Raw genomic sequence first — 12,933 nt, forward strand, 5'->3', positions numbered from 1 at the left:
CCGCTCAGAGATGTGTATAAGAGACAGGATCAACTTTGCTTTGAAGGGTTTCGCTAACACCCTCGCTCTCGAAGTCTCCGAGTCCCGATTGCAGGCCGATATCGTCTTCGAGCGCGTCCAACGCGGCGGTGCCGGCTGGGGTGGCGATCGCGTACTTGTCGTTCTGCGGGCCTTCGGTGAACACGAGGTCGGCCTCGGTGAGCGTGGAGAGACACTGGCTCAGACGGGACCGCCCGAAGTCGAGACGCGAGTCCGACCGAAGCGCCGCGTACCGTGCCGAGTCGCTCCGTCCCTCGCAGATCACGCGCAGGACGTTCCACGCGGAATCGGTGTAGTCGATCGTCGCAAGGGCGTCGGCGACCACGTCGTCGCCGTCGACAACCCCTGCTGCTTCACGCAGGCGTGCGGCGGCACTCTCAATAACACCTGCCGGGAGTAGCTCGCGGTGTTCCTGCATGAGTCGCGTCTGAACGCGACCGGTCGCGACGAGTCGCACGTCACACCCGCGCGCCAGTTCGGTGACGTATTCGAGCAGCGTCTCGCGCGTCTCGCGGCGGACGGTGTCGGTGTCGAACAGGTCGGCCGACAGCGTCACGACGACGGTCGGCGTCACGTCGGCCGCCCGGAGGAGCGTCATCGGACCGGCGTAGATATCCTCGAACCCCGTCCGGACACCGAGATATGTGTTACTCCCGAGTTGCGCGAGGAGCCTCCGGACGCGGAACCGGTTCCCCCCAGCGAGTCCGTCGATCAGCTCCTCGGCGAACGCGCCGCCGACCGACGCGTCCATGTTCGGATCGCGGATCGCATCGAGACGCTCAGCGAAGGCCACGCGATCGCCGTCCACGTCGGCAGCCAGCTCCTCGGCGGCCGCAAAGAGCGCGTCCTGGAGCGGTTCGTCGACGCCGAACAGCGCGTCGTGGAGCGCACTCGCGCTCATGGGCTCGCGGACGACGGTGCCGATCGTCTCGGTCGACGACGCAAAGCGGAGACTCCCGGAGTCGGGAACGATCGCGTCCGAGCCGTCCTCCTCGGCGGAGAACGTCACCGCACACCCCCGTATGTCCTGTTAACGACAGGATACCCCGGCGATACCGCCGGTTTCCGGTAACAAGATTTATGAGCGCACGGCGAAAAGTCGCTACTGGGTGCCAACGCAGACCACCTCCGTTAGTGGGGTTGGCCTGCCTGAACGCACGACCTTGAACTCCTGACTGGGGTTCACGTAAGGGGGTTTGTGCCCGGCATCATCGGACTCCAGTTTAGGGCTGGAGTCTTTCTGCGAGAGACCGCATGTCTCCACAGACGCGGGACCGGCCCGCGCGTTAATTCGATCGTAATACTGCTTACTACAAGGACTCGCGGGACTGCACTTAGTTCCAGCGGGCGCAACGAAACTGGAAGTATCCACGTCGATCTGCACGTCGATCTCAGCCTGAAAGCGTGCTGAGGTACTGAAAAGCCCCACACGGGGCGATTCGCAGGGGGTTGTGCCGAAAACTCGGCAGGTGTCACCCGCAGGCACACCGTGTTGTGGCCATGCCCGCGATCGGTTTCTCGACCGCGGTCCCTGTTCGCGGCGGAAGGTCGCCACCCCCCGGCGTAAAGCCGGATGCTCGCCCGCGGAGTCGAACCGCGTCACACCACTGCGAGTTATGCCGCTCGTAACCCCGACGCCGGCGGGGGATTTTGCACCCGTGGCTCCTCCGTGGATGCTGACCGAAGGGGCGTGAGGGTGCATCTCCATTTAGCGGGTATAATCTCCACCTACTTAACTCATAGTCATAGCTACGGGTTTTTGAAGAGGGGGTTATTTTACACAACGCAACAGAATGGGACTGTGAGCCGTGGACCAGATCCGTCGATTACGACCCTTGATATCCTACGAGTTTTCCTAAAATCGCCTGATCCAGCGTTTATCGCGCCTGAAATCGCGGATGAAGTGGGTCACACCACTGACGGCGTACGGCGACGAATGAACGCGCTCGTTGATCAAGGGCTACTGGCGAAAAAGAAGACCGGAGAGCGAAGTGTTCTGTACTGGATCACTGAGGAGGGCGTCCATCATTATGCCTCTGAAACCTCCGACTGCTGACTCTCACTGAGCCAAAAAATCACGGTTCGGCTTCCGGGCTTCTTCATCGACAAGAGGTCGCTATCGACAAGCTCGTAGAGGTATTGCCGGGCGCTATCGACACCGATTCCGAGACTATCAGCAATTTCTGGAGCGGTAAATGCCGGCCCGTCGATCTCGCGGATTGCTTCGATCAGCTCCTCCTTAGATGCGCTTTGTCCTTCCGGAGGCTCGTCTTCCATATTTCTAATACTGGTAGCTATGACAAAAGGTTTTATGTGGCAACCTGTCGTATACTGAGATAGACAGACCCGGCTCTCAGGGCGATACTCGCTCTGGAAAACCCGCGTGCATGAACACGCGAGTCGGGTCTGAAACCAAGCAGAACCCATGTCAACAACGCAAACCAGCGGACAAGAAAGCATCGACGCCATCCCACGGCGCGCGTACCAGCTCGGGATCGACGGCGACGGGCGCACGCACTACCACCGACCGGGCTCGCCGCACCGGGTGTGGGTCGTCGAGAACGGCGACGTTATCCACGATCAGCATCTCGGCAATGAGCGCATCACGGCGTGGATCGACCACGTCGACGACCACTACGGCTGGCGCGAGCGCGAACAGGTCGAACAGCCGGCGGGCGAGGCGCTCGTCGAGACGATCGTCGCGGGGCTGGAGTCGTGACCTGCACGGTTCGCGCTCGCGAACGCACGCGTGAGGCGGCGACCGAGTGCTCGCGGGTTCCGATCGTCACGAGCGCCGACGTACTCCCGCCGAGCGAACAGCGCGACCACTGGACACTGGAGGTCGTCGTCGAGGCCGCGGTCGTCCCGGCGACCGTCCTCAGCGCGCTCGCGAGCGCCGAGCTGTCCGTGCGCGATATCTCGCCGCAGGGCTCGACGCGAATTGTGGAGGCGGTCGCGTAATGCGATCGACCAGTTCCACTTTCACCGCGGGTATGGCTCACTCCCTTATCCTGCACCCTCGATCCAGAGTGTATGTCCACGCAAGAGCGGACGTTCGAGGTCCTGAAAGACCCGACCGGCGAGAAGACCGAGGACGTGACGGTCTCGATCGAGTCGCACCCCGATTACAACCGCGTCGTCCACGCGGTGTGCGAGGAGACGCGCCGGGAGACGAAGATCGGCATCGAGGGGACCAAAGCGGAACCCGAGGCGGTCGCGCTGCACGGCGACGTGCCCGAGTGGGTCGAACCGATCCTGCGAAGCCTCGGGATCCGCGAGATTCGATAACCCTGCGAGCCCGAAGCTATACGTATCAGGCCGTTGAACAGCGACGTGAACACGGGAAACCGTCCCCGGTGACCACGATGAGCCACAACCCCCTTACACAGACGCGACAGCCGCACAATACCGACGGTATCGATAGCGGTACCGATACCGATACCGCACACGATACCGATAGCGATACCACCGCACGAACCAGCGCAAGCGAGGTGCTGGCGTAATGTCCGCGCACACGATGCCGTCACGCGACGAAACCACTCAGGACGGTGATATGCCGCTGTCGGCGTTCGGGGGCGGCATCACCGAGTCGGACGACGACGGCCACCCTGGCGACTACGACTACGCGGCGGCGATCGAGCGCGGACAGCGCCCGTGGCGCGATCGCGACGTGCTCGTGTACCTGCGGATCGAGGAGGACATGTCGTACCGCGAGATTGCCGAGGCGGCGTTCGACGGCGCGATCAGCGCGGAGGGCGTCCGGCAGGCGGCGCTCTCGTACGATATCGAGGCCGAGCGCGACCTGGAGGACTTGAGCCCGCGCGAGCTGGCGCTCCGCTACTCGGCGGAGGCTGACGACCCAAAGACGCCCGACGGCGACGACTCGTACACGAAGTACACGCTGCGGGGAAGCGATAGATAATTCGGGGGGTGTCGGTAAGATAGACACGCACACGATTGCCGCGCGATTGCGACTCAGGCCGGCGGACGGCGCCCTTCGTCCCGGTTCGATTCCGGGCCGGCCCCTGCGGCTGCGGCACAACCCCCTATGAGCAGTTCACGAACCTGCGCCTTCGGGCGCACGACAGCAGCGGTATCGAACCGGAACACCAAGCGGACGGAGGCCGACCGATGAGCGGCGCCGAGACGGTCTCGGCGGACGCGACGGAAACGAGCGCGGGCTTCAAAGCGATCGGCGAGCAGCAGTACTTCGCTGAGTTCTTCGAGCAGTTCGACGCGATCGCGGACGAGATGAAGCTGCACCTCGACGACGGCGGGCTATTCGGGATCGTCGTCGACCCGGCCAACGTCGGTATGTGCCGGGACAGCCTCGACCGCGAGGCGCTCGAACATTACTCCGCGACGGGTGGGGTGATCGGCCTGAATCTCTCGCGCATCCTCGACATTCTCGGGATGGGGAACAGCGAGGACCTCGTGGAACTGGAACTCGACACCGAGACGCGGAAACTCCACATTCAGGTCGACGGACTCTCGTACACGCTCGCGCTGATAGACCCGGACTCGATCCGGAAGGAGCCCGAGATTCCGGACGACCTCGACCTGCCGGCGACGATGACGGTCGACTTCGCGGACCTCAAACGCGGGATCACTGCCGCGGATATGGTGAGCGACCACATTCGGTTCCGGACGGGAACGAGCGAGGAGGGAAAACTCGCCGTCTACGTTGAGGCCGAGGGTGACACGGACGACGTGGATCTGGAGCTGACCCACGAGAAACTGGTCGCGATCGACGCCGAACCCGGCGACGGTGACTCGCTGTTCTCTCTCGACTACCTCAAGGATATCAAGAAGCCGATTCCGAAGGATGCCGAGGTACGGATCGAACTGGGGGAGGAACACCCGATCAAGTTCCACTACGGGCACACGGAGATGGGCGACGGCGGCCTCGCTGGCGACTGCACCGTAATGCTGGCGCCGCGTGTGCAGAGTGACTGACCATGTCGGGGACCGACCAGAAGACGCTCCACGTCGACGCCGATCGTGGGCTCTGGGTGCCGCCGGAGGTCCGCGAGTTTGACAAACAGATCGTGTTCCGGACCCCGCGATCGACGCTCCAACACTTCGGATCTGGCCCGCTTGATCCCTACTACGGGATGATCGACGAGGGGTCGTTCGGCGACGCCGAGGACCTGCACGATCCGAAGAATCCCAAGCTGGCGCCGAATCAGGTCTCGATCAAAAAGCAGGGCGAAGAGGCGATCGTGTTCGAGGTGGAGTGCGTGATAGACGATCCCGGCAATCGGAGGGCGCTCTGATGAACCACACGGCTCGGATCGAAGCGCAACTGCGGATGGGCGACTTGGACGGGGAAGACGAAGACACCGACGACACGGAGGGCGACGGTGAATGACCGACTCGGACAGCGCCGAGAACGAGACGGTGAAGGCGTGCCCGTACTGCGACAGCGCGTCGGTCGTCACGAACAGCGCCGGCGGCGGACGGACGTACAACCCCGACGCCGACCAGTATCGGTGTGCGGACTGCCAACGGACGTTCAACGAGCCGAACGAGCGGGAATCAGGCGATAGTCCCGGTATCCGTCCGGACTCGATCGCGGCGAAACTCGATGCCGCGGACCCGGACGACCTCGTGACTGATGGCGGGGTGGAACGGATAGCGGGCCTTCGCGACGCCTACGACCAGCTCGAACACGAAGTGATCGCGTGCTCGCCGTCGCTCTCGGTCCCGACCGCAACGCCGGCGCGGTTCGCGTACGCCGACCCGCCGGGCGTGACTGATGCCGATGCGATCGCCGACCGCCTCGCGGACTCGCCGATCGCCTTTCTCGATGTACTCGCGACGAACGGCGAGTCGTGGTACGACTTCCACGTTTCGAGCGCGGCGTACGACGACGAGCATGACGGCGACTGCAAGGTCACGATCACGACCGCCGGCGTGACCGTCGTCCGGACGCACCGTGACCTCCCGCCCGAGGCGTTCGAGCATGTCGTCGAGGCGATCGCCGACGCCGTCGACGCGCCGCTGCGGTTCGACGCAGATACGTAACGGCCTCACGTTACTATACGATAGTAACGAACGAAAGCCCACAGTAGCAACCGCTTCCGTATCGATTCCGACCGGTATCGCGATCGATACCGATATCGATACCGCTGTTGGCACCCCGAGGTATTATATCGCCGGCGGCCGGGCTATCTGGTAGACGGACCAACACAACCGTCCCCACGATGACCACCGGCACAACCCCCTACACACAGCGCGTAGCATCGTCGATCGCTCGGCGATTAGCACCTCCAGTGAGGGCTGATCGATGAGCGGTGAGCTGTCGAACCAGATCGGATCGGCCGACTCGTTAGCCCCGCTCGAAGCCGGGCTGTCGGACCTCGATATCGATATCCAGCAGGGATCGAGTGACTTCCCCGATCTGACGGCGCAGGTCGAGGACACCGACGGCATCCAGCAGTTCGGCGTGCGGTTCGAGGACGCCGTCAAGCACATGTCCGTCAACAAGTACGAGTCGGTCGCGTCGATGATCCGCGAGTACGTCGCCAACATGGCGGCGACGTGTCTCGACGCCGACGACCAGCTCGGTGACTCGTACACGCCGACGATCCATATCGCGTACTACCCCGACTCGGAGACGCTGATCATGGAGGACAACGGCATGGGGATGAGCGACGCGGAAATCTCCAATATTGGTGTCCAACTCGGCGTCTCGACGAATCGGTACACGAAGGATCGCGGCGGGAAGTACGGGATCGGGCTCCTGTCGGGGCTGGTCGGCGTCGGCCTCGACGGCGCGTTCTACATGCACTCGCGCTCGCGGCGCACGGATGAGTACGTACGCGGGTACTGGTGTTCGACCGGGTTCAAAGCGGAGGAGTCGCTCCCGGACAAGCTCGCGGACGGCCAGTACGGCACGCGCTTCGAGTTTCCGCTCACCGACCCCGAGGTGGATATCGCCGGCGCCGTGGCCGAAATCGGTCGCTGGTCGCGGGTACCCGTGCTCTACAGCGAGCACGCGTCGGACGGCTCGCTGATCGTCGACGACGAGTACGGCGGTCGGAGCGAGACGCCGTTCGTCGACGGGCCTGTTGATGAGGACGCCGCGGTCGTCGTCGAGAAGGAGGGTGTGTTCCGCGCCGTCCACGACCTCGGCGCCGACGACGAGTGTGTGCTCCTCGACGTGCCGATCGAGCGCAACTTCGACACCTCGCTGTTGAACGACGGCGACGACAAACTCAGGCTTCGGCTTCCGTACCGGGATAGCTTCGACGTGGTGTTTCACTCCGAGGATGAGGAGATCGTCGCCGGCCCGCACGAGGGGCTGACGCGGGTGAGCGACGGCGAGTACGCGAAGATACCCGAGGAGCACCGGGAAGGATACCTCCCGGCGTCGGAGTGTGCGCCGGCCGACGTGTGGACGCCGTCGCCCGCGGGTGACCGGGACCGCTTCGAGGAGAACCCGCGATTCTGGCGGTGGCTCGCCAAACAGTTTATCGCGACGTTCGAGCGTGACCTCTCCGAGTCGGTCGCGGCGATCGCCGACGCCGACCGCGTTATCGACGCCCCGCAGTCAGCGGTTGATCACGTCGTCTCGTACGTCGAGGCGCAGGACTATGCGTCGACCAACTGGTCATCGAGTACGATCCGCGGGCACCTCGACACGTTCGACCTCACGCTCCCGGATGGACACGCATCGGCGTTAGCAGCGCTCAGTCAGACGGTCGATAAGTGTGCTCGTGACGGCGACCCGTGGAAGCGATCGAACCGCGGTGAGGTCCGAATCTACCAACTCCTCAAAGACCTCCCCGACGACGCCGAGGTGTGGGCGTCAGCCCGGCCGTCGGAAAAGAAGGCGCGTGCCGTGTGGGACGACCACCCCGGAAACGTCGTCGTGTGCGTCGGCGGCAACCGGCTGGAGACCGTCCTCGAACAGTTCGGCTGGAACAAACTGAGCGATATCGACCGCGACCGCCTCGACGACTTCGATATCTCCGAGGAGACGCGCGAGTTGTGGGACCGCGACTACAACTACTCGAACCCGAACGCCGGGAAGGAGGCGCCGAACCGGACGCTTTCACTCCACCGCGCGCAGCTCACCGACGACAACGATCGCGGGTACAAAGACCAGACGTGCAAGGAGTCGGCGCGGTACCTCCGGGCGTACTTCGAGGCGCGCGAGTGCGGGTACACCCCCGAGCGCGGAATCCTCGACAGGCAGATCGACCTGCTGATCCTGTTCCCCTCGAACAGCGACGAGTCGATCACGGACTACGTCGGCGCGCTCGGCCACGGTAACGTCCGGCTCGCGACGTGCGCGGTGAAGACGTACGAGTATCTGGCCGACCTCGATCAGGTGACGCGGATCGAAGAGTACCTCGACGCGTCTCGACAGCGCCAGTTCGACACGTCGGCCGGGCGGTGCTCGATCCCCGAGGCTCGCGAACACGGTGAGACGGTCGTCGTCCACCTCGCTCCCGACGACGCGGTCCCGCACCTGCGAGACGAGCGGGCCATGCAGCGAGCGGCCGAGTGGTTCGAGCAGGAGCCCGAGACGGGCTCGTCGTACCGCGGTCGCGACGCGCTCGACGACGTGGTGTACGTCCCGGCGAGCGAGGCCACAGTGAGCCGCGTGCTGCCGGTGTTCCGCCACGACGACGTTCGGCTCGCAACCCACGAGACGGAGTTTGACCTCCCGGAGCCCACGCTGATCACGGAACCGAGATACGACACCGAACTGTACGTGTACGCTCGGCTGCCGGAGTGGGAGGAGACGGCCGAGTTTCAGATGCTTCGGACGCAACGGCAGAACCTTCGCTCCGGGATGCTGGGCGTCATCGATGGCCTCGCGCAACTCCACGATGAGGGGCTTCCGGCGCCGAGCCAGCAGGCGACCGTCGACGGCGAGACCTACCGCGATATGCTGGAGGTGTTCGAGTAATGCGGCCCGAGGACCTCCCGGAGGACGCCGATATCGTCGGCGAGTTTGGTAACTCGTACATGCTCGACGACGGCGACACGACGCACACGGTCCCGCGGACGGCCGCGTACGAGCTATCGTACATCCTGTCTCTTATACACATCTCTGAGCGGGCTGNGAGCCGACGGTCGTCGTCCGACCGACGGACAGCCAGCGCGTGTTCACGCTCCGCGTCGATGACCGGAAGCCCGTGCAGAACCCGCCCGCCGACCGGGACCGGGTGCTGTCGGGCGTCCGTGAGATCGTGGCGGCGGACGGTCGCGAGTCGATCGTCCACCTCTACGAGGAGCTGGCCGACGCGCAGGCCGACGCCGACCTCCTCCAGAAGGTGCAGCGCCGGTACGCGCCGGTGCCGCCGGCGTCGATCCAACACACCGATGACGGGTGGGTGGTCGAGGACCTGTTCCTGCTGACGTGGCTGGGATCGGTCTATCTCGTCACCCGAAACTTCGATCAGGCGACCTACCGCGTGGGCGGTGGGATTAGCCGTTCCGATGAGGACGTGGAGTTCATCGGGCTTACTCCCAGAGGTGACCCCGAAGACGTTGCGGCCGACCTCGATCTGACGGTCGACGGCGAGTCGATCGGCGCGAACGAGATGGAGTTTCTCTGGAAGGCGTACTGGCTCGCGACGTATCGCGACCGCCACGACGACGATCTCTTCTGGGATCTGATCGAGCGCCACGTCCAGACGACTCGCGCCGCCGAACAGCAGCGACGACACGACTGAGGTATCCACCAATGCCACAACAGCAACCGAAGCCGACGGACGAAGCCGAACAGGCGCGGAACCGAACGAAGCGCGTGCAGGAGCCGGAGGTGACCACCTGTCTCTTATACACATCTCTGATGGCGCGAGGGNGCCAGCCCGCTCAGAGATGTGTATAAGAGACAGGGGCGAGGGCACCCACGACCTCCGTGGTGCGTTCAACGTCGACGAGGACTTCATCCGCGAACACTTCGATGGAGGGGTGGTCCCGAACGGACACGAGGCCGTCCACTACATGCTCGCCCACAAGGAGTCGTTCATTGAGTCGGACACGCCGATCTTCACCGACGTGGCTGACGACGACGCTGCCCGCTGGAGTGAGATCCAGAAGACGGCGGGCGGGGCACCGATCCCACCCGCTCGCCGCGCCGCTCTCGACGCGGTTGGGCAGTAGATCGCTTTAACCCGCACACCTTTTTGACGTGCTCTCTACCCGACGAGCAACTGGTACCGATACCGATACCGAAATCGATACCGCAGTTGGCACCCCGTAGCTTTTAGCCGGTGTGTACTGTTCACACAGATAGACGGAGCAACACGAATCCGTCGCTCGACCATGCACGGCACAACCCCCTACGCAGACGCAGTCGTACAGCCACCGATCGACGACGGCAGCGAGGTCGCCGCATGACTGACTCGCTTCCCGAGTGGGTCCCCGAGGAATACGATCCGGACGCGCCACTCGCCGAACGGCTCCCGGTGATCGCGGAGATGGAGGGCGGGATCGAGATTCACGTCGAGGACAAGCGTGGAACGATCTACGTCGTCCACCAGCCGCAGAACCTCAAGGAGCTGCCGAGTGACGGGCTCCAACTCGACTGTGGTCCTCGAACGGGCTACTGGTCGCACGAAATCGTCGTGCCCGGCGGTGACCACGAGGCCTACCTGCGAAAAGTCGATCCCGATCAGGACTACGACGCCTACGTCGCGACGCGCGAGACGGTCGGGAAAGATATCGACGTTCGCGTGTACGGCGTCGACGCCGATCGCTTCGAGGACGACACCCCGGAGGCCACGGCATGAGCACTACTCGCTCACCGCCGCAGTTGGAGCTCCTCACGCGTCTCGACGCCCACATGGACACGGCGGACCTCCTGCCTGTCGCGCGCCTGCTGGCGTACCTCACGGACGAAGCGACGCTCCAGTTCACCGAGGCCGGCCTGCGGATCAAAGAGGTCTCGGACTCGAACGTCATCGGCCTCGACGCGACGATCCCCGTCGAGTACGACACCGACACCGAGTCGGTCGCGTTCAAGGTGGAGACCGAGCAGTTCCTCGACGCCGTCTCGTTCATCAACGACCCCGACTCGATCAAGTTCCAGATCCGCCGGGATGACCCAGAGATATCGGTCTCGGCGGGCTCACGCCTTGACTACCTCGACGCGCTCGAACCCGACGACCCCGACACGATCAGCCCGCACCCGGACGTGGAGTACGCGACGACCGCTCAGGTCGACGCTCACGAGCTGAAACGCGCGGTCGCAACGGTGTTCGGGAGCGGTGACGGCGCCGTGTACGTCACGCTCACCGGCGACACGCTCTGGGCAACCGTTCCGGACGTGGAGGCGGTCGGGACAGCAACACTCGACATGGTGGAGGGTCCACACTCGTACACCCGCCTTTCGGACGACCTGTTCGGGGGCATCCTCCAGTGCATCCACCCGGACGAGACGCTCCGAGTGAGCACCCGCGACGAGCACCCCTTCCACGTCGCGGCGGAGAACTTCGCCGTCACGATCGTCCCGCGGCAGTTCCCCGAAGACGACTACGACCCGATCGAAGCGGAGGGGCCGGTCGATGCGTAGCGCGAAAGAACTCCGCCGCCTCGATCGACTGAGCGTCATCGACGAAGACGGCGACGAACGCGAGGTGTTCGGCTGGGCGACAGTGCAGCGCACGTCGACCGTCCGCGGGAGCAACCCCGTGGTCGACCACGGCGAGCCGACCATTTCCGCCGGCGACGCGATCGGTATGGACCCCGAGGCCGTCACCCACTGGCTCGCCGAGGAGATTGAACACGAGTTCGGCGTCGACGTTCGGGACCACGATATCGACGTGATCGACCCAACGAGCGAGGAGGTGGACGTGCTGTGAGCACCGATTCCGGCGCCGGCAACCGTCCGGCCATGTACGCACTCCGGGACGGCCTGATGAAGAACGGCATCTCCCTGGTCGACCTCCGCCGGTCGCAGGGCGACCCGCACGTCGTGTTCGAGCAGCCGACCGACGCCGAGACGGACGCCGATAACGAGCACCTCCAGCAGCTCGTCACGATCGCGCTCGTGTTCGCGAGCCACGCCGGGACGGTCGACCGCCTCGCGACGGTGACGGCTGTCGATCCGGAGACCGAGGAGGTCGCCGGGCGGCTGTACGTCAACCGACGCGTCATCGACGAGTACCGGCGCGACGAGATTTCGAAGCAGGCGTACGCTCGCGAGGTCGCCTCGACGTACCGCGATCGCTCGATCGAGGTATGACCTACGGCTCTGACCCGTTTTCGATCGTTCTCGTTGTGGGTGCCCTCGCGTTCGTGTACCTCTACGATCGATTCGTCGCCGAGGACGAGCCCGAGGAGGGGACGGTCGAACACGCCGAGCATCTCTGGAAGACCAACCAGATCCCGATGGCCGAGTACGAGCGCCGGGTCGAACAGGCGGTCGACGACCGGCACCAGCAGATCCTCACGGTCACGCAGTCGGTCAACGATATCGGCCCGAAAACGGCGCGTGCGCTGGCTCGGGAGTTTGAGTCACTCGACGAGCTGCACCGAGCCGACCGCGAGCGGATCGAGGCTATCCACGGCATCGGCCCGTCGACGGCCGACGCGATCGAGGAGTACCTGAACCAATGAGCGACCGCTACACCCACTTCTTGATCGACGTACCGATCTCCGGTGACCCCGACCTGATCGCGCAGGCCGACACCGACCACCTCCTCGACCACGCCCAGGACACGCTCGTCGAGACGGTCGGCGAGACACCCGCGGAGTGGTTCGAGCCCGACGGCGTCACGGACGAGACGGCGACGTTCCGGCTGCGCGTCGGGACAAGCCACGCCGGCGAGCCCACCGACCCCGAGGCGCTCCATGCGGCGCTGCGGGTCGTCCGGGAGCACGCTGGCGACACGCCCCTCGACGCCTCTGCCCCTGTCTCTTATACACATC

General features: G+C 64.5%; 18 protein-coding genes. 16 read left to right on the plus strand and 2 right to left on the minus strand.

The genetic code is table 11. The annotated features are described in order from the left end of the window. Window positions 1-4: 4 nt before the first annotated feature. Both C471_RS08440 and C471_RS08445 read right to left on the minus strand, forming a co-directional pair. A complete protein-coding gene (locus C471_RS08440; RefSeq protein ID WP_004048174.1) occupies window positions 5-1,048 on the minus strand; it encodes a hypothetical protein in 1,044 nt (347 codons plus the stop codon). A gap of 1,019 nt (window positions 1,049-2,067) precedes the next feature. Beyond that, a complete protein-coding gene (locus C471_RS08445) occupies window positions 2,068-2,316 on the minus strand; it encodes a FaeA/PapI family transcriptional regulator (RefSeq protein ID WP_004048178.1) in 249 nt (82 codons plus the stop codon). Window positions 2,317-2,464: 148 nt separating this feature from the next. Here C471_RS08445 and C471_RS08450 point away from each other — a divergent pair, with 148 nt between their 5' ends. From C471_RS08450 to C471_RS08525, 16 genes are all read left to right on the plus strand, one after another. Continuing rightward, window positions 2,465-2,758, plus strand: a complete 294-nt coding sequence (locus C471_RS08450; RefSeq protein WP_004048180.1) for a hypothetical protein — start codon at window positions 2,465-2,467, stop codon at window positions 2,756-2,758. Further along, the gene (locus C471_RS08455; RefSeq protein ID WP_004048182.1) at window positions 2,755-3,000 is read left to right on the plus strand and encodes a hypothetical protein; all 246 of its coding nucleotides are present in this window, start codon (window positions 2,755-2,757) and stop codon (window positions 2,998-3,000) included. Before C471_RS08450 ends, C471_RS08455 begins: the two co-directional genes overlap by 4 nt. 72 nt (window positions 3,001-3,072) lie before the next feature. Further along, on the plus strand, window positions 3,073-3,327 hold the full coding sequence (locus C471_RS08460) for a hypothetical protein (RefSeq protein WP_004048184.1): 255 nt from the start codon (window positions 3,073-3,075) through the stop codon (window positions 3,325-3,327). Window positions 3,328-3,541: 214 nt separating this feature from the next. Then, the gene (locus C471_RS08465; RefSeq protein WP_049909148.1) at window positions 3,542-3,961 is read left to right on the plus strand and encodes a hypothetical protein; all 420 of its coding nucleotides are present in this window, start codon (window positions 3,542-3,544) and stop codon (window positions 3,959-3,961) included. 209 nt (window positions 3,962-4,170) lie between these two features. Further along, window positions 4,171-4,995: a DNA polymerase sliding clamp gene (locus C471_RS08470; RefSeq protein WP_004048188.1), complete on the plus strand. Its 825-nt coding sequence runs from the start codon at window positions 4,171-4,173 to the stop codon at window positions 4,993-4,995. Between the two features lie 2 nt (window positions 4,996-4,997). Further along, entirely contained in the window at window positions 4,998-5,315 is a 318-nt protein-coding gene (locus tag C471_RS08475) for a hypothetical protein (RefSeq protein WP_004048190.1), read from the plus strand. 91 nt (window positions 5,316-5,406) lie between these two features. Continuing rightward, complete coding sequence (locus C471_RS08480; protein ID WP_004048193.1) at window positions 5,407-6,066, plus strand: hypothetical protein; 660 nt, start codon at window positions 5,407-5,409, stop codon at window positions 6,064-6,066. A gap of 262 nt (window positions 6,067-6,328) precedes the next feature. Further along, entirely contained in the window at window positions 6,329-8,962 is a 2,634-nt protein-coding gene (locus tag C471_RS08485) for an ATP-binding protein (protein ID WP_004048194.1), read from the plus strand. A gap of 196 nt (window positions 8,963-9,158) precedes the next feature. After that, on the plus strand, window positions 9,159-9,731 hold the full coding sequence (locus tag C471_RS08490; RefSeq protein WP_004048196.1) for a hypothetical protein: 573 nt from the start codon (window positions 9,159-9,161) through the stop codon (window positions 9,729-9,731). Window positions 9,732-9,879: 148 nt separating this feature from the next. Continuing rightward, window positions 9,880-10,164 carry a hypothetical protein gene (locus tag C471_RS08495; RefSeq protein WP_004048198.1) on the plus strand — a complete coding sequence of 95 codons (285 nt, stop codon included), beginning with the start codon at window positions 9,880-9,882 and terminating at the stop codon, window positions 10,162-10,164. Window positions 10,165-10,397: 233 nt separating this feature from the next. Next, entirely contained in the window at window positions 10,398-10,793 is a 396-nt protein-coding gene (locus C471_RS08500) for a hypothetical protein (protein ID WP_004048200.1), read from the plus strand. Further along, window positions 10,790-11,575 (plus strand): hypothetical protein, encoded by a 786-nt coding sequence (locus C471_RS08505; RefSeq protein WP_152421848.1) that lies wholly within the window; start codon window positions 10,790-10,792, stop codon window positions 11,573-11,575. The genes C471_RS08500 and C471_RS08505 overlap by 4 nt, the downstream gene beginning before the upstream one ends. After that, window positions 11,568-11,864 carry a hypothetical protein gene (locus C471_RS08510; protein WP_004048202.1) on the plus strand — a complete coding sequence of 99 codons (297 nt, stop codon included), beginning with the start codon at window positions 11,568-11,570 and terminating at the stop codon, window positions 11,862-11,864. Before C471_RS08505 ends, C471_RS08510 begins: the two co-directional genes overlap by 8 nt. Then, complete coding sequence (locus C471_RS08515; protein WP_004048203.1) at window positions 11,861-12,247, plus strand: hypothetical protein; 387 nt, start codon at window positions 11,861-11,863, stop codon at window positions 12,245-12,247. The genes C471_RS08510 and C471_RS08515 overlap by 4 nt, the downstream gene beginning before the upstream one ends. Next, complete coding sequence (locus C471_RS08520; RefSeq protein WP_004048204.1) at window positions 12,244-12,621, plus strand: helix-hairpin-helix domain-containing protein; 378 nt, start codon at window positions 12,244-12,246, stop codon at window positions 12,619-12,621. The genes C471_RS08515 and C471_RS08520 overlap by 4 nt, the downstream gene beginning before the upstream one ends. Next, the coding region (locus C471_RS08525; RefSeq protein WP_004048205.1) for a hypothetical protein at window positions 12,618-12,933 on the plus strand (316 nt) is incomplete at its 3' end. The genes C471_RS08520 and C471_RS08525, both read left to right, overlap by 4 nt.

The organism is Halorubrum saccharovorum DSM 1137 (genome assembly GCF_000337915.1).
In the GTDB taxonomy this organism is placed as follows: domain Archaea; phylum Halobacteriota; class Halobacteria; order Halobacteriales; family Haloferacaceae; genus Halorubrum; species Halorubrum saccharovorum.